A 15,219-nucleotide genomic window follows, 5' to 3' on the forward strand; every position below is an offset into this window, starting at 1 on the left:
TGGCCTCAGGACGCCGCGGCCAGGTTCTCCTTCTGCGGCGACCCGCCGTGCTCATCGCCGGAGGCACCCCGGCTGGCGAAGGTCGGCACCTGCGCCACGTTCGACTCCACCTCGTCGAAGGTGCCCAGCTTCACGGCGGACGCCGCGAGGCCCATGAGTCCCGACTTGAAGTTGGATTGCGCCGCAATCACCTCATCCAGCAGGAGCAGCCGGTCCTGGGGGAAGAGGAGCGCCTCCACGTGCCGGGGCCAGGCGACTCCACCCACGGCCGACTTGGGCTCACCGTTGCTGGCGAAGCTGACCACGTAGTCCAGCACCTTGCCGGCGAAGGCGCGGTCCGCGTCGTTGAAGGCCTCGTCCGTGGGGGGCACCGCTCGCAGGTTCCCAGGAAGTACGGGACGTCGCTGCCGTGGGGGACGCCCTGGGGCTGCTGGCTCGCGAGCGCGTCGGGGACGTAGGCGAATTCGTATCGCCACATCATGTTGCTGCCCCCGTCCTTCTTGCTGTGCAGGTCCCCGAAGTACTTGGGCGTGATGACGAACACGAAGTCCAGCACCACCCGCCGGGCCAGCTCATCGTCGCCCTCGACGCCGGAGTACACCAGCTTGACCGCATCGTAGAGCTTCTTGCTCTTCAACAGGTTGATGATGACCTCGGTGGTCATCCCGAACGCCGCCGCGACGCTGGCGTCGTTGCTCGTGCTGCCCATGATGAGCGGCAGTTGCTTCTGCTCATGGGCCTCGAACGTGGCCCGAAGGCTCTTGGGGAGCACCGCGTCTCCAACGATGGGGCTGGGGGCGTTGAAGGTTCCGGGCGAATGACGCCAGAACTCGTCCCCGGGCACGTTGCGCAGCTCCTCCAGGGTGAATCCCTCCTTCAGCAGCCCCGCCGTCACCAGGTCCTGCGTGAACTGCACGCCGTTGGCCTGGGCCAGGGACAGGGGCTTCTCCCCGAGCACGTACGCGCTCTGGGCGATGCCCCGGTGGAACAGGGTCCGGCCCGCGTGGAGCGGGGAGCTGAAGTGCGCGAGCACGCTCTTGGCGCCCGCGGACTCACCGATGAGGGTGACGTTGCCCGGGTTGCCGCCGAACTTCGCGATGTTGTCCTGCACCCACTCCAGGACCATGATCTGGTCCATGAGTCCGAAGTTGGCATGCGCCTGGGGCGCGCCGTCCGCCTGGTTGAGGAGCGGATGGGCGAAGAACCCCAGGTGGCCCACGCGGTAGTTGAACGTGACGAGCACCACGTCCCGCTGGGCCATGGGGATGCCGTTGTAGGGCGGCACACTGCCGGTCCCCACGACGAAGGCGCCGCCGAAGAGCCACACCACCACCGGCTTGTTCGCCGTCTCGTCCAGGGAGGGGGTCCAGACGTTGAGGGAAAGGCAGTCCTCGGACATGACGCCGGGGTCCCCGCCACCGCCCTCGATGCAGCCCTGCCGCGACTGGAGGGGCGACGCGCCGAACGAGAAGGCCTCGAAGGTCGCGTCTCCCAGCGACGTCTTGCGCACGGGCGGGCTCCAGCGCAGGTTGCCCACGGGAGGCTCTCCGTAGGGGATTCCCCTGAAGATGGAGATGCCCTCCTCGATCGTCCCCTTCACCGTTCCTTCTTGGATCTTCACTTCCCGCGTCACGTCGCTCGACATGCGTTGTCTGCCTTTTTGGGGAGGGATTGGACTTCACGCGGGGTGATAGATGAAGCCCGCCTGACAGACAATGAGTCATCGGTGTCCTGGTGAGGTCTTGCGCCACCCTGTGAACACATCATGGAAAGGTAGGGTGTCTTCCCATGCGGGGTAAGCGCTAAAGGACATAGCCCTTGGCGCCCACGAGGATGGACCGGCTCTGCAATGCATTGAATTCAGAGCGAGGGCTTCCGTGGTGCAGGACCCCCACCGCGAAGAAGGCCAGCCGTTCCCACACGTGCCACTCCCCGTAGGCGGAGGCCTGCCCGCTGCCGTCCACCAGGTTGAGCGAATAGCGCAGTTGCCAGATGGGGCCGGCGTCCGCCGGGTTGTTCTGCACCTGCAAGAACAGGTAGTGCCTCCCGAGCAGCGCGAGCCCGTTGTTGAGCGCGGTGCCCAGCGTCTGTCCCGCCAGCGGCGCATCCAGGGAGGGCGCCGAGAGAAGCGCGGAGGCCCTTGCCGCGATGTCGAAGTACCGCGCCTCATCCGCCCACCGGTAACCCTCGTTGTTGGCGAGGTACTCCAGGGACACCGTGTGGCCTGAGTTCAGCGTGTAGCCGCCTCCAACGAGGGCGGAATAGAAAAGCCTGCCGTCGGCGGCATGGCGGGGAACGAACGCGCCCCCCACGGGGGTGGGCCGCGGCTCCGGGTACAGCGCTGGCGTTCCCTGCCGCAGCCCGGCCTCCGCGTACACGAGCAGCGCCTCGTTGACGGTGGCCTGGGCGAAGGCGCCGAAGCGGGGACGCTCATGGGCCCACCGTTTCGACGCGTTCACGCTCGCGACATAGACGTCCGCCGTGTAATCCACCTTGAGCAGCGTCAACGCCCTGAAGCCGTCGTCCCGGTCCCACTGCCAGCCTCCGCGGCCGTCGCCCCATTGGTGCATCAGGGAAACGGACAGCGCCTGCGAGGGCGCCCAGGTGGCCTGCGCCATGTCCACGCCGCGAAGCTCTCGCAGCGGGATGATTCGGCCGTTCTCGAAGTAGATGGGATTGCTGGGCGAACGGAAGTTGGATGGCCCCCAGGTCAGGATGTCCCTGCCCGCGGACAGGGTGAGGGATTGCGCTGGATAGAGCGTCACCGTCCCCTGATTCAGCCAGGCCTCCAGGTGTGTCTCCGGCTTCCCATTCCCAAAGCGGAACCATTCAAAGCGGGCGCGAGGCTTCACGCTCAGTTCGAACGCGTTCAGGCTGAGCTTCAAATCCAGCCGTGCCTCCAGCTCCGTCTGTCCTTGGGAGAGGCGGGCGACGCGGTTGTTGGGATTGAGCAGGCTGTTCGTCTGAAGCCCTCGCTCGGTGTCGAGGGCGAACACCTGGAGGTTGGCCGAGCCCTGGTCCAAGAGTCCCTGGAGGTCCTGGGCCTTCGCGGTGTCTCCAAACCCGCCCGCCAGCAGGCCCAGGAGCAACGACAGGCCTGCCGGCGGTGTGACGGTGAATCGTCTGGCGCGCATACCACTCAGTTCCCGAGCCGGTTGACGTCGAACGTCCCCCGCGGCAGCTCCGCCACCTGCACGTCGGAGTACTCCAGGGTGGTCTTCGCGGAGGTGAGCGCGTCCTGGATGGTCATCCTGCTCACGAAGGGAAACGTCTTGCCGTCGTGGCTGAGCTGGTTGGCGTACTCGAAGGTGGCGGACTTCAGCCGCTTCCCGGACAGGGAGATGAAGTCCGCCTTCACGCCGACGTGCCGCGCCTTGGACACCCAGTAGGTGATGCGGTCGTAGGTGCAGAACGTGTTCACCGCCGTCAGCTCCAGGACGTAGGTGGCCTCGCCTTCAATCTCCTCCTCGCGCAGCAGCTTGGCCTTGTAGTCGGTGGCGTAGTTCGTGGATGCGATGTCCCCTTGTGACGCCTGCCCGGAGAGCTTCTGCCTGGGGGAGATGGGGATCGGCTTGCGGAGTCCGGGACGGCTCATCCACATGTTCCGGTCCACTTGCAGCAGCTTGGAGCCCTTGAAGCGCACGGGCTCGCGCGTCTCCGCGAGGCTGGCGGTGGCGTGGGCCTTCAGCAGGAGCACCCGCTCGGGCTCCGCCTCCGCGCCGTTGACGGGGGTGATGCGGACCGTCCACCGGATGCCTGGAAGTCCTCCGCCGCGTGCGCGGTCGGATGTCTTGAGAATCTCGGCCGCGTCCGGCTCCGTGGCGTGCGCGGAGCCGGAGAACAGGAGCAGCCAGCCCGTGACGAGTGCAAGAGCGTGTTTCATGAGGGTGTCTCCCACGGCTTCAGGCGTGACCCAGTGAATCGATGACGAGCTTGCGAGCAGCGGCCCGCGCCGGGAACCAGGCCGCGCCAATGCCAAGCACCGAGAGCATGACGAAGGTCCGCGCCATCCGGGGGATGTCGAGGTCGACCATGAGGCTGACGACATTGGACGAGTTGGGCGGCGTGTACGTGATGCCCGCGCCGTTGACGGCGAAGCGGACCAGCAGCGTGAGGAGCAAGCCGCCCGCGCAGCCCAGCACCACGAGCATGAAGGCCTCCGTGGTGAAGAGCCGCAGGATGCCCGAGCGCCGCAGACCCATGGCGCGCAGCGTGCCAATCTCCCGCGTCCGTTCCACCACCGTCATGCTCATGGCGTTCACGATGCTCATGACGACCACGATGAAGACGTTGCTGAAGATGAAGGCGAAAATCATGTCGAACAGCCGCTTCACCTGGGCGTAGAAGCTCGACAGCTCCAGCCACGTCTTGAGCTCCACGTCGAAGCCCGCTTGCTGAAGCTGGGCCGTGAGCTGCGTCCGGGCTTGCTCAGTGAAGGACTTGTCATCCAGCAGCACGATGAGCCGCTCGGCGCCGTCGAAGTCATACAAGGACTTCGCCAGGTCGAAGGGCAGGTACAGGAACTTGTCGTTCGTGCCCACGTTGCCCGTGTTGAAGTCGTCCACGATGTCCACGTCCAGCGCGTTGGCCTGACCCGTCACCGTGCTGACCAGCAGCGCGGCCGAATCGCCGGGCTTCAGGTTGAGAATCCTCCCGAGGTCCTGCGCCGTGGCCACGCCGATGGGGTTGTCCGCCTTCAAGTCTCCGGAGAGCTTCCGCTCGAAGCCTCCCTGGAGCTTCTTGACGTCCTCGGGGACCATGCCTTCGCCCACGAAGACGGTGGACGCGGTGCCGTTGGAGACCATGCCGCTGAGGGACATGCGCGGCGTCACCAGCCGCGTGTGCGGGTATTGCCGGAGGATGGGGGTGACCCGTTCCAACTCCTCCTTCGTGAACATGTACTTGGCGGGGTGCAGCCGGCCCTCGGTGCGCAGGCCGCGCTTCATCACCGTCAGGTGTCCCAGCAGTTCACCATGGATGGCTTGCTTGGCCAGACCGCCGTACACGTATTGGATGTAGCCCGCGAAGAGGCTGATGGACGCGAAGCCGATGCCCACCGAGAGGAGGGTGACGAGGCTGCGCCGGCGATTCTTCAGGATGTTGCGGAAGCCGATGGAGAAGTAGTTCATCGCACAGCCTCATCGCTCTGGAGCAGGCCGTCCTTGAGCAGGAGCTTCCGGTCGACCAGGTCCAGGAGCCGTGGGTCGTGGGTGGTGAAGATGAAGGTGACGTGCTTGGAGCGGTTGAGCTCACGCATGAGCTTGACCACCATGTAGCTGTTCTCCGAATCCAGGTTGGCGGTGGGCTCGTCCGCCACGACGATGGCGGGGGCGGTGACGAGCGCCCGGGCAATGGCCACGCGCTGACGCTGTCCGCCGCTCATCTTGTCCGGCAGGGCGTTGGCCTGGTTCTCCAGGCCCACGTCCTTCAGGGCCTGGCTCGCACGCGCGCGCGCCTCGGCTGCGTTGACGCCCTGGATTTGCAGCGGCACCTGGACGTTCTCCAGGGCGCTGAGCACGGGGATGAGGTTGAAGCTCTGGAAGACGAAGCCCACCTTGCGGCTGCGCAGGTCGGACAGCGCGTTGTCGGACAGCTTCGAGATGGGCGTGCCCTCCAGCGTCACGTCTCCAGAGGTGGGTGCATCCACCAATCCCAGGATGTTCATCAGGCTGGACTTGCCGCTGCCCGAAGGCCCCCAGACGGCGACGAACTCCCCCCGGTGGATGCGCAGGGAGACGCCCTTCAACGCCTCGACTTTCGCTTCACCCAGGACGTAGTCACGCCGGATGTCGTTCAGGGCCAGGAGCACGTCCGTTTCCGGTGGGCTGCCCGCCGCCACTTCCAACTGGCTCATTGAAGTCATTCCTGTGGTTCGAGCGCTCGGACCAACGCCGCTCCGGCGTTGCCTCCGAACGAGTAGGAGTGCGCCAGGGCCGCCCGAACAGGCGGGTGTCCCTGGGAGGTTCGCACCAGATTGAGTTCGAACTCCGGTTGCTCGGTGCCGGCCTGGACGGGCAGACCGCCACCCCGGACCGCGCCAACACACGCGAGCAGGTTGAACATGTCGCTGGCGGACTCCGCCTCGCCCATGAGCCCCTTCACGCTGCTGAGGGGCACGGTGCTCGCCGCGTCGCCCATGACCATCCGCAGGGCGGCCACTTCCGCCTTGTCCAGCGACGGCGTGGAGTTGCTCGCGGCGGCGATGTAGTCCACCGCCGACGGAGACACGTTCGCCGCCTGGAGCGCCTGCCGCATCGCGGAGGCGAGCCCCCGTCCCTCCGGGTGATGGACGCCGAAGGCGTGCCCGTCGTGCGCGACGCCCAGCCCCGCCACTTCCGCCAGCACGGCGGCGCCGCGTGCCTTCGCGGAGGCGAGCGTCTCCAGCACCACCACCGCCGCGCCCTCGCCCATGATGAAACCATCCCGCCGGGTGTCGAAGGGACGGCTCACGTTGGCGCCGCTCAGCACGCCAATGTCATCCATGTCGAAGTGCGTGGCCGTGGTGAACAGGTCGAACGTCCCCGCGATGATGGCGTCCGCCCGCCCAGCGCGCAGCGCCTGCGCCGCCAGGGTGAGCACCTGGAACCCACAGGCGTTTCCCGCGCTGATGGCGTAGTTGGTGCCACGCCAGCCCCAGCGGATGCTGAGCGCGCTCGCAACGGCGTTGGTCACCGTCTCCTGGAAGAGCAGGGGCTGCACGAAGCGCGGCTCGCTGGTGATGATGCGGTGCCAGATGTCCTGGCTGACTTCGGCCATGGCCCGGTACGTGCCCAGGAACACGCCCACCCGCTCCGGCTCCCATGTCGATGGGCTGTAGCCCGCCATCGTGAGCGCCTCCTCCGTGGCGAGCATGGAGAACTGCGTCCCCCGGGGCGCGCGCCGCAGGTTGTTGGAGCCTGTCAGCGCGGTCAGGCTCCCCTGGGGCACGCGAGCGCCGTGCGTGCAGCCGCACCCCGAGGTGTCGAAGTCCTCGATGGGGCGGATGGCGCTGCGTCCTTCGGTGAGGCCTCCCAGCAAGGCGGGGACGCCGGCCCCATAGGGGGACACGGCGCCCATGCCGGTGATGACGATGCGAGCTGCGTCTGCCATTCGGGTGTCCATGTCGTCGTGCCGCATCAGCCCTCCCACCGGCGGAAGACCATGGCGGCGTTGTTGCCCCCGAAGCCGAACGCGTTCGTGAGCACGGCCTCCAGCGCCGCGGGGCGGCTGCGGTGGGGCACGTAGTCCAGGTCGCATTCGGGGTCGGGGGTGTCCAGGTGCAGCGTCGGGGGCAGGAAGCCGTCGTTGAGCGCCACCACCGCCGCCGCGGCCTCCGTGGCGCCGCTGGCGCCCAGGCTGTGTCCGACCATCGCCTTGATGGAGCTGACGGGGACCTGCGTCCTTTCGCCAAAGAGCTGCTTGATGGCGCGCGTCTCGATGACGTCGTTGGCGGGGGTGCCCGTGCCGTGCGCCTTGATGTAGCCAATCTGTTCAGGCTTCATCCCCGCGCTCGTCAGCGCGGCCTGCATGGCCCTGGCGGGGCCCCGGCCCGTCTCATCGGGACGGGTCATGTGATACGCGTCCGTGGAGCCGCCGTACCCCGCGAGCTCCGCCAGGACGCGCGCGCCCCGCCGCTTCGCGTGTGCTTCACTCTCCAGCACCCAGAGCGACGCGGACTCCCCCAGCAGCGTCCCATCCCGGTCCTTGCTGAAAGGGCGGAGCTTGTCGCTGGCCAGGGAGCGCAGGACGCCGAAGCCGGCCTGGGGCATCTCGCTGAGCGGGTCCACGCCGCCCGCGAGCATCACCTCACTCTGTCCGGAGCGAATCGCATCCATCGCCACGCCCAGGGCATGCAGGCCCGCGCTGCACGCGGTGGACATGACCAGGCTGAGGCCCCCCAATCCATACTGGCAGGCCACCTGGTCGCTCATGGCGCAGATGAAGCTTTCGAGCACCCGGGCCCGCCAGGGCTCCTCGGGCTTCGCGCGGCCTCGCCGGTACGGGTAGTGGAGCGCGGCGTAGCCCGCCTTGTCGGCGGGCATCCCGCCCAGGTTGGTGCCGAGCACCACGCCGATTCGCGAGCGGTCCTCCACGCTCAAGTCGAGCCCGGACGCCGCCAGCGCCTGCGCCGCCGCCACCCGAATCATCCGGGAGCCACGGCTGAGGTAGGGCAGCTCCTCGGCGTTGAAGTGCGCCGAGAAGTCGATGTTCTTCAATTCTCCCGCGGACTGACAGCGATGCTTGCTGGCATCGAAATGGGTGACGGGCGCAATGCCATCACGCCCCGAGCGCAACCCGTCCGAGAACTCCTTCAGGTTGTTGCCGATGGGCGTGAGGACGCCAATGCCGGTGACGACGACCCTGTGACTCATCCTGTATCTCTCCACCGTGTTGCTGGATTCCCGAGACACGCCGCCTGGGGCGGCGCGCTACATCACCAATCCGCCGTTCACGCGCAGCACGTCGCCCACCACGTAGGCGCTCTCTGGCGAGGCGAGGAACAGCGTGGCGTTGGCGACGTCCTCCACCGTCCCGAGCCGGCGGATGGGCGTGGCTTGGATGAAGCCCTCGCGCACGCCCGGGCGGCCCATCAGCCCGGCCACCATGTCCGTCTCCACGAAGCCGGGGGCGACGCAGTTCACCCGGATTCCGTGCGGCCCCAGCTCCGCCGCCAGCGTCTGCGTCAAACCAATCAACGCCCCCTTGGTGGCCGCGTAGGGCACCTGTCCCGCGCGTCCACGAAGTCCCGCGGAGGAGGACATGTTGATGATGATGCCGTGGCCCTGCTGCTTCATGGCCGGGATGACCGCCTGGCAGCACGCGAGCGTGCCATGGAGGTTGACGTCCATCGTCTCGCGCCACGCCGCGGGCTGAAGCATCATCAGGTGTCCGTCCCGGCTGATGCCCGCGTTGTTCACGAGCACGTCGACACGGCCAAAGCCCTCGAGCGCCGCCTCCCGGAGCTGGTCCGGGACGTCCGGACTGGCGACGGAGCCAGGCACCAGCACGCATTTGCGGCCCAGTGCCTCCACCTCCGTGGCGGCCCGCCGCGCCGCCTCTTCATTGCTGCCGTAGTTGAGGACGATGTCCGCGCCCTCGGCCGCGAAGGCCAGGGCAATGGCCTTGCCGATGCCACGCGAGGCGCCCGTGACGATGACCGCCTGCCCCTCAAACCGCTGACGTGTTGCCTTGCGCTCGCTCATGCCGGGCCTCCGGTGGCGGACAGGCGCTGGCCCGTCGTGAGGTTGGCCGCGCTGGAGGCCAGGAAGAGCGCCGCCTCCGCGACCTCCTCCGCGCTCCCGAGCCTTCCCAGCGGCCCCAGCTCGCCGTCGAGCCGCTTGCGCTGCTCCGGGGAGAGATGCCGCGCTTCCTCCTCGAGGAAGTGGACCGCCAGCGTGTTCACGGAGATGCCCTGCCGCGACAGCTCGTTCGCGAGCGCACGGGTCATCGCGGTGAGGCCCTCGGCCACCACCCGGCGCGTGCCCCCGGAGGTGGCGTCCACCAGGTTGATGATGCGCCCCGAGCGCTGGCGCATCATCGGACGGATGACCTCCTTGCAGAACCACGCCGGCCCACTCAGTTGGCGCTCGAGCAGGGCCTTCCACTGCTCGGGGGGCAGCTCATTCAAGGGGCCCGGCTCGCGGCTCAAGTCCGCGTTGATGAGCAGGTCGATTCGCTCCAGCTCCGTGGCGGTGCGGCGGACCACCGCGCCCACCGCCTGGGCATCCGCCGCCTCGCAGCCCATGAGCAGCGTCCCGCCCAGCTCCTTGGCGAGCGCGGCCGACTCCCGCGTGTGCTCCGGGGAGGAGACCAATGCCAGACGTGCGCCCGCGCGCGCCAGCCTCCGCGCGATGGCATTGGCGACGGGTTGTCCCGCGCCCGTGACGAGCGCCACATGCGCGTGGAGCAATCCCTGTACGAACGGTGTGGATGTTTCAGCGTGATTCATCTGACTTCGATCCTCTCTGGGAAAGCACCATGACGCCGTCGGCTGCGGGCCCGGATTCGAGCCAGGCCTTGACCTCGACCCGGGCCGTGGTCCGCCACCGCTTGAGAATGTTTGCCTCCATCCGCAGGACGCCGCCGGCCGGGATGGGGGCGTGAAAGTGCATCGCTTCGATGCCGCCGAGGTACCAGACGGACGGCGCCTCTCCGTCGGGGCCCTTGAGGAGCAGGATGGCCACCTGTCCCAGCGCATCCACGAGGAGGCACGAGGGCAGGGCGGGAGGCGCGTCACCGAAACGTTCGAACAGCACCTCGTTGGCGGAGACCTGCTTCGAGGCGCGGCCCGTGCCCGGTGAAAGATGCTCCACGGTGTCGATGAGGAGCATGGGGAACCGGTGCGGCGTTCCGTTCCGGATGCGTGCGAAGGCGTCATCACCCATGGCTGCACCTGCGCAGCACCACGGCGAGGGCACTGCCTTCCCCGCCCAGGGCGGTGACCAGGACCCAGTCGGATTCGAGCCGCCCTGAATCGAGCGCCCGCGCGGCCTGCATCACGGCCAGCGTGCCCGCCGCGCTGAAGCTCTCACCCAGGGTCTCCTTGATGCCGACCACTTCCACGCGCGCCGCGTGGGTGCCGAGCGCTTCGTGCAGCCCGCGATGCTCCCACCCGTCGAACGCCTTTCGGGTGTTCTCACAGGTGAAGACGGTCCCCAGTCGCTCGGGCGCGATGCCCGCCGCGTGCAGCGCGTCCTTCACCGCGCGGGCCAGGGTGCGGGCCTGCTCCGTGAGGGAGCCTCCCCGGTGTCCGCTGCCGGCGACCTCCGCATGACCTCGCGCGCCACGGCTTCGCGCGGACGCCTGCTCTTCGACGACCAGGGCGCAGGCCGCCTCGCTCACGCGCGGTCCGGTGGGGAGCTTCAGTCTCGCGAGGAGTCCGGGCTGAAGTGTGTCCGCGCTGCACACCACCATTCGCTCAGCGTGGCCGTCCCCGATTTGCTGACAGCCGAAGCGCAGCGCCTCCAAGCCCGCGGCCCAGCCCGAACACAGCGTCGCCGTGGGGCCTCGGAGGTTGTGCACCATGGAGATGGCGCCGGTGGCCGCGTTGGTGACGGTGTTCTGGAACACCACCGGGTTTCCGTAGCGCCCGCCGCGCTCCAGGATGCCCTCGAGGTACTCCTCGTTCGTGGGCAGACACCCGTAGCCCGAGCCGAACGCGATGCCCGTCTGGAGCGCGTCTCCCGATGAGGCGTCCAGCCCGGCGCTCTCCCAGGCAAGCGTGGTGGCGGTCAGCGCGATGCGTCCCAGCCGGTCCATGTGCCGCAAGGAGGCGGGCGGTTTCACCAGCGCCGCGTCCGGGATGCGCTCCCAGGTGCTGTCGGCGTCCGAGGGCTGAGGACAGACCGCGCCCAACCCCGTGATGACGAAGGTGCGGCTCATGCGCCCACCCCCGCGACGTCCGTGAGGCGGCGGGCGACGAGGGCGACATTGGCCCCGCCGAATGCGGACTTGGTGCTCAACAAGATGTCCACACGCCGGGCCAGCGCCTCGCCGCGCACGACGGCGACATTGCACTTGGGGGCCAGCTCCTCGCAATTCAGCGTGGGCGGGATGAAGTCCCGCGCCATGCCCACGAGCGAGCCAATGAGCTCCAGGACCCCCGAGGCGCCCAGGGTGTGCCCGAAGTAGGGCTTGAGCGAGTTGACGGGCAGCGAGGCGGTCCGGGCCCCGAAGACCTGGTGCAGGGCGTGGCACTCCGCGGGGTCGTTGGCCGGCGTGCCGGTGCCGTGCAGGTTGACGAAGTCGATCTGCTCCGTGGACAGCGCGGCGTGCCGCAGGGCCAGCGTCATCGCCTGCTGGAGGCCCCGTCCCTCGGGATGGGGGCTGGTGGGGTGGTGGGCATCCCCCGCCGTTCCCCAGCCACACAGCTCCGCGTGGATGCGCGCGCCGCGCTGGCGTGCGTGATTCAGCTCCTCGAGCACGATGATGCCCGCGCCTTCGCCCAACACCATGCCGTTGCGCCGGTGGTCGAAGGGCCGGCAGACGGTGGGTGTCATCGCGCGCAGGACGGAGAACCCGCTGAAGCTGAGCTGGGTCAGCGCGTCGGCGCCTCCCGCCAGCATCACCGAGGCCCGGCCGTTTCGGATTTCATCCAAGGCCCTGCCGATCGCGAGGCTGCTGGAGACGCAGGCCATCGTCACCGTGGACAGGATGCCACCCAGGCCGAACCGGTCCGCGACGTTCCGGGCGATGGACGAGAAGGGCAGCTCCCCCGCGAGCCGGCCGCGCACGTCGTCGTCGCTCGAGCGCATCGCCCGCTCCAGCGACAAGGCGGGCCCACGGCTGGTGCCAATCATCACCCCCGTCTCCGCCCTCCAGTCCGGATGGGTCTCCAGCCCGCTGTCGCGCAGGGCCTGCTCGGCGGCATGGAGCGCCAGTTGCGACACCCGGTCCATGCCGTCCGGGTCGAAGCCGGGCAGGTCCACCACGCCCGCGGACGAGGCCCGCCCCTCGATGCCGAAGGTCGCCGTGGGACGGACGCCGCCGCGGCCTTCCATCAGTGCATGCGCCAGCTCCTCGGCGGAGAGGGCATTGGCGGCCGTGACCCCCAGGCCCGTGATGACGACTCGACGCGCGCTCACGGGAGGACCTCCAGGGGATGTCCTGGCGCCGTGTCCACCAGCCCGTCATGGCCCGGGATGATGTGGCGGTACGTGCTCAGGAGCTTCTGGCGGGTGTCGCTGTAGCGCTCGACGTCCTGGGCGAGCTGCAGCTCCCGCTCGGCGTTTTCAACGAGGGACTTCCGGGTGAAGAGGGCGTCGCCCGCGACGAGAATCTTCTTGGGTGGGCCCTCGCTCTCCGTGCGAGCGCGGTGCGCGACGACGGAGATGTGTCCATGGGTGTGGCCTGGCGTCGGGAGCACTTCGACCTCCTCGGTCAGCCAGTGGCTGCCTTCCACGGGGACGAAGCGCGCGTCTTGTTCGAGCACCCGGTTGTAGAAGTCGATGTTTCGCGTCACCTCCCGGACGATGGAGCGGACATAGAACTCCTTCACCGTCTGGTAGTTTTCGCGCAGCAGCTCCGACGTCGCGGCCTTCCCGGGCGTGCTGTCCTGGTGATAGGCCCGGATGAAGTGGGCGTTCTCGACGTAGTCCTTGGCACCCACGACGTACTTCGCGTTGCGGAACAACAGGTGGTTTCCGCAATGGTCGTAATGGAGGTGGGTGGCGACGACGACGTCCACGTCATCCGGCGTGAGGCCACGTTCCGCGAGTGCTCGCACCAGGCGGTCCGCGTCGTCGCACAGCCCGCTGTCCACCAGGATGTTTCTCTTTTGGGATTGCACCAGGGTGACCGTGGCGCGCAGCCGTGGAAAGCCGCTCCCCTGGAGCAGCACATTCAGGAACATGGTGTTGGGTTTCCTTGCGCTTAGCCGCCGCCGAGCATCAGCTCGCCGTCCGCGGCGAGTTCGTCGCCCACACGTGCTTCGACTTTCACGTGATGGAGGCCGCCAAGGCTCTTGAGATGCGTGGCCCGGATACGGAGCTGGTCTCCGGGAAGGACGGGACGTCGGAATCGCATTCGCTGGATGTTGGCCATCAACCCCGGACGGGCCGGCGCCGATGACGTCTGTCTTTCAGGCACTTCGGCCACGCGGGGCCGGGTGCGCAGCATGACCCCCGCCACCTGGGCCATCGCCTCGACGATGAGCACGCCCGGCATGATGGGGTGCTCGGGGAAGTGCCCCTGGAAGAACGGCTCGTTCACCGTGACGCATTTGACGCCTTCGGCGAACACGCCGGGTTCCAGTTGGTCGACGCGGTCGACCATGAGCATGGGATAGCGGTGCGGCAGCAGCCCGAGGAGTTCTTGAATCCCCAGCGAGGTGGGCGCCGCGGACGGCGCGCTAGGCACAGGCGGCCTTCTTTCCACCTTCCGCGAGCAACCGGCTCACCAGCGCGGCGAGCGTCTCGATGGAGTGGAACTCCTTGGCGACGCTGTCATCCGCGATGATGACGCCCCACTTCTCCTCGATACCCACCACGATCTCCAGGGCCTCGACGCTGTCGAGCCCCAGCCCGCCGGCCTCGCCGTCCTGCGAGTCACTCCCGAACAGCGGTGCTCCGTCCGGGATGCTCTCCGGCTCGATGTCCAGCCTCAGGCGGTCCACGATCATGACCTTCAAGCCGCTCTTCAGTTCCGTGCTGTCGGTGTGCATCAACCTCTCCCGTGTTGTGAATTCAACGTAACGGGAAGGTCTGACATCGCCGGACAATGAGGGCAGGGGTGATGACGGGTTTGTTTTCTTGGAAGTCGGCACGGCGGGAGTCGCGGCGGCGCAATGACATACATCCATGAGACGTGGCGGGTTCCGCGCCGTGACTCACGGAGTGTGGCTTGACACCACCGCATGCCGGGGCGACGGTCGACGCGGTGCGACTGGCTCCCGCCCCCATCCACCGAGAGGCCCCGAGATGACCGTGACGAAGCGCCTGCTCCTCTGCTGTGTGACGCTGCTGACGATGCCCCTGGTTGCCTCCGCGCAGGTCGTGGCCAAGGACGGGTTCGACTATCCGCCGTTGAAGGAGGCCCAGAACTTCGTGGGTCCGGTGGGGCGCGCGAAGCTCCCGGCGGGGTGGCCCGCGGAGGACGACAACGTCCGCATCTCCGAGGTCAAGTTCGGCCGAGGCGCGATGACGCGCTGGCACCGGCATGAGGGCAGCCAGTACCTGATCGCCACCGGAGGTCAGGGCCGTTTGGAGTACTTCAACGCGGACGGGAAGGTCGTCAGCGTGCCCATCACCGGCCAGACGAAGGTCCACACGCCCGGGGGCACCTGCCATCGCCACGGCTCGGATGGCACGACCGAGGTCTTCTCACACGTCTACGTCACGCTGGGAGACACCCACTGGGACGAGTGCGACCGTGACTACCAGGCCGGTGCGCCGGCCAGGCCTCCCGACGACACGCTGCTGCTGACCGTCTTCCTGCGGCACGATCAGACGAAGAACCTCCAGCAGATTCAGGCCCTCCAGAAGCAGCAGGGCTTCTTCCAGCAGTTCCCGCCACCGGGCGTTGAAATCGTGAGCTGGCACGTCGTCATGGGGATTGGCCAGGTGGTGACGCTCAAGGTGCCCGCCGCGCGGCTGCGTGACGTCAACGTGGCGCTGGAGAAGTCGGCCTGGGGCGCCTTCCGCACCGAGTTCTATCCCACCTATGACTTGTACCCGGTCATCCACACCCAGCTCGCCAATCCGAAGCGGGCGCGCTGAGGGCTTGACCTTGACACTGGTGTCA

General features: G+C 68.0%; 17 protein-coding genes. 1 reads left to right on the top strand and 16 read right to left on the bottom strand.

Going from position 1 to position 15,219, the window contains the following annotated elements; genetic code table 11:
• Positions 1 to 5: 5 nt before the first annotated feature.
• The 16 genes from A176_RS39025 to A176_RS02410 form a co-directional block, all read right to left on the bottom strand.
• Positions 6 to 239, bottom strand: a complete 234-nt coding sequence (locus A176_RS39025) for a hypothetical protein (protein ID WP_049872219.1) — start codon at positions 237 to 239, stop codon at positions 6 to 8.
• Entirely contained in the window at positions 188 to 1,645 is a 1,458-nt protein-coding gene (locus tag A176_RS02340; RefSeq protein WP_049872220.1) for a carboxylesterase/lipase family protein, read from the bottom strand. Before A176_RS02340 ends, A176_RS39025 begins: the two co-directional genes overlap by 52 nt.
• Positions 1,646 to 1,802: 157 nt before the next feature.
• Positions 1,803 to 3,134 carry a hypothetical protein gene (locus A176_RS02345; protein ID WP_021781162.1) on the bottom strand — a complete coding sequence of 444 codons (1,332 nt, stop codon included), beginning with the start codon at positions 3,132 to 3,134 and terminating at the stop codon, positions 1,803 to 1,805.
• Positions 3,135 to 3,139: 5 nt separating this feature from the next.
• Positions 3,140 to 3,883, bottom strand: a complete 744-nt coding sequence (locus tag A176_RS02350; protein WP_002636980.1) for an outer membrane lipoprotein-sorting protein — start codon at positions 3,881 to 3,883, stop codon at positions 3,140 to 3,142.
• Between the two features lie 19 nt (positions 3,884 to 3,902).
• A complete protein-coding gene (locus tag A176_RS02355; RefSeq protein ID WP_002636979.1) occupies positions 3,903 to 5,129 on the bottom strand; it encodes an ABC transporter permease in 1,227 nt (408 codons plus the stop codon).
• Positions 5,126 to 5,854, bottom strand: a complete 729-nt coding sequence (locus A176_RS02360) for an ABC transporter ATP-binding protein (protein WP_002636978.1) — start codon at positions 5,852 to 5,854, stop codon at positions 5,126 to 5,128. Before A176_RS02360 ends, A176_RS02355 begins: the two co-directional genes overlap by 4 nt.
• Before the next feature lie 5 nt (positions 5,855 to 5,859).
• On the bottom strand, positions 5,860 to 7,089 hold the full coding sequence (locus A176_RS02365) for a beta-ketoacyl-[acyl-carrier-protein] synthase family protein (protein ID WP_044889849.1): 1,230 nt from the start codon (positions 7,087 to 7,089) through the stop codon (positions 5,860 to 5,862).
• A 26-nt stretch (positions 7,090 to 7,115) separates the two neighbouring features.
• On the bottom strand, positions 7,116 to 8,351 hold the full coding sequence (locus A176_RS02370) for a beta-ketoacyl-[acyl-carrier-protein] synthase family protein (protein WP_002636977.1): 1,236 nt from the start codon (positions 8,349 to 8,351) through the stop codon (positions 7,116 to 7,118).
• Between the two features lie 57 nt (positions 8,352 to 8,408).
• Positions 8,409 to 9,182: an SDR family NAD(P)-dependent oxidoreductase gene (locus A176_RS02375; protein WP_044889766.1), complete on the bottom strand. Its 774-nt coding sequence runs from the start codon at positions 9,180 to 9,182 to the stop codon at positions 8,409 to 8,411.
• On the bottom strand, positions 9,179 to 9,928 hold the full coding sequence (locus tag A176_RS02380) for an SDR family oxidoreductase (protein WP_021781161.1): 750 nt from the start codon (positions 9,926 to 9,928) through the stop codon (positions 9,179 to 9,181). Before A176_RS02380 ends, A176_RS02375 begins: the two co-directional genes overlap by 4 nt.
• Positions 9,915 to 10,364 carry a 3-hydroxyacyl-ACP dehydratase FabZ family protein gene (locus A176_RS02385; protein WP_002636975.1) on the bottom strand — a complete coding sequence of 150 codons (450 nt, stop codon included), beginning with the start codon at positions 10,362 to 10,364 and terminating at the stop codon, positions 9,915 to 9,917. The genes A176_RS02380 and A176_RS02385 overlap by 14 nt, the downstream gene beginning before the upstream one ends.
• Positions 10,357 to 11,361 carry a beta-ketoacyl synthase N-terminal-like domain-containing protein gene (locus tag A176_RS02390; RefSeq protein ID WP_044889765.1) on the bottom strand — a complete coding sequence of 335 codons (1,005 nt, stop codon included), beginning with the start codon at positions 11,359 to 11,361 and terminating at the stop codon, positions 10,357 to 10,359. The genes A176_RS02385 and A176_RS02390 overlap by 8 nt, the downstream gene beginning before the upstream one ends.
• Positions 11,358 to 12,563, bottom strand: a complete 1,206-nt coding sequence (locus A176_RS02395; protein ID WP_002636974.1) for a beta-ketoacyl-[acyl-carrier-protein] synthase family protein — start codon at positions 12,561 to 12,563, stop codon at positions 11,358 to 11,360. Before A176_RS02395 ends, A176_RS02390 begins: the two co-directional genes overlap by 4 nt.
• Positions 12,560 to 13,330: an MBL fold metallo-hydrolase gene (locus A176_RS02400; RefSeq protein WP_002636973.1), complete on the bottom strand. Its 771-nt coding sequence runs from the start codon at positions 13,328 to 13,330 to the stop codon at positions 12,560 to 12,562. The genes A176_RS02395 and A176_RS02400 overlap by 4 nt, the downstream gene beginning before the upstream one ends.
• A 20-nt stretch (positions 13,331 to 13,350) precedes the next feature.
• On the bottom strand, positions 13,351 to 13,836 hold the full coding sequence (gene fabZ, locus A176_RS02405; protein ID WP_002636972.1) for a 3-hydroxyacyl-ACP dehydratase FabZ: 486 nt from the start codon (positions 13,834 to 13,836) through the stop codon (positions 13,351 to 13,353).
• Positions 13,829 to 14,140 (bottom strand): acyl carrier protein, encoded by a 312-nt coding sequence (locus A176_RS02410; protein WP_002636971.1) that lies wholly within the window; start codon positions 14,138 to 14,140, stop codon positions 13,829 to 13,831. Before A176_RS02410 ends, fabZ begins: the two co-directional genes overlap by 8 nt.
• Positions 14,141 to 14,396: 256 nt before the next feature.
• Here A176_RS02410 and A176_RS39570 point away from each other — a divergent pair, with 256 nt between their 5' ends.
• Positions 14,397 to 15,194: a cupin domain-containing protein gene (locus A176_RS39570; protein WP_002636970.1), complete on the top strand. Its 798-nt coding sequence runs from the start codon at positions 14,397 to 14,399 to the stop codon at positions 15,192 to 15,194.
• Positions 15,195 to 15,219 lie beyond the last annotated feature (25 nt).

It is taken from the genome of Myxococcus hansupus, from assembly GCF_000280925.3.
Classification (GTDB): Bacteria; Myxococcota; Myxococcia; order Myxococcales; family Myxococcaceae; genus Myxococcus; species Myxococcus hansupus.

Excerpts from the sequence above, each read along its gene's own strand:
- A176_RS02340 (WP_049872220.1), bottom strand. The coding sequence starts at position 1,645 with ATGTCGAGCGACGTGACGCGGGAAGTGAAGATCCAAGAAGGAACGGTG.
- A176_RS02345 (WP_021781162.1), bottom strand. The coding sequence starts at position 3,134 with ATGCGCGCCAGACGATTCACCGTCACACCGCCGGCAGGCCTGTCGTTG.
- A176_RS02350 (WP_002636980.1), bottom strand. The coding sequence starts at position 3,883 with ATGAAACACGCTCTTGCACTCGTCACGGGCTGGCTGCTCCTGTTCTCC.
- A176_RS02355 (WP_002636979.1), bottom strand. The coding sequence starts at position 5,129 with ATGAACTACTTCTCCATCGGCTTCCGCAACATCCTGAAGAATCGCCGG.
- A176_RS02360 (WP_002636978.1), bottom strand. The coding sequence starts at position 5,854 with ATGAGCCAGTTGGAAGTGGCGGCGGGCAGCCCACCGGAAACGGACGTG.
- A176_RS02365 (WP_044889849.1), bottom strand. The coding sequence starts at position 7,089 with ATGGCAGACGCAGCTCGCATCGTCATCACCGGCATGGGCGCCGTGTCC.
- A176_RS02370 (WP_002636977.1), bottom strand. The coding sequence starts at position 8,351 with ATGAGTCACAGGGTCGTCGTCACCGGCATTGGCGTCCTCACGCCCATC.
- A176_RS02375 (WP_044889766.1), bottom strand. The coding sequence starts at position 9,182 with ATGAGCGAGCGCAAGGCAACACGTCAGCGGTTTGAGGGGCAGGCGGTC.
- A176_RS02380 (WP_021781161.1), bottom strand. The coding sequence starts at position 9,928 with ATGAATCACGCTGAAACATCCACACCGTTCGTACAGGGATTGCTCCAC.
- A176_RS02385 (WP_002636975.1), bottom strand. The coding sequence starts at position 10,364 with ATGGGTGATGACGCCTTCGCACGCATCCGGAACGGAACGCCGCACCGG.
- A176_RS02390 (WP_044889765.1), bottom strand. The coding sequence starts at position 11,361 with ATGAGCCGCACCTTCGTCATCACGGGGTTGGGCGCGGTCTGTCCTCAG.
- A176_RS02400 (WP_002636973.1), bottom strand. The coding sequence starts at position 13,330 with ATGTTCCTGAATGTGCTGCTCCAGGGGAGCGGCTTTCCACGGCTGCGC.
- A176_RS02410 (WP_002636971.1), bottom strand. The coding sequence starts at position 14,140 with ATGCACACCGACAGCACGGAACTGAAGAGCGGCTTGAAGGTCATGATC.
- A176_RS39570 (WP_002636970.1), top strand. The coding sequence starts at position 14,397 with ATGACCGTGACGAAGCGCCTGCTCCTCTGCTGTGTGACGCTGCTGACG.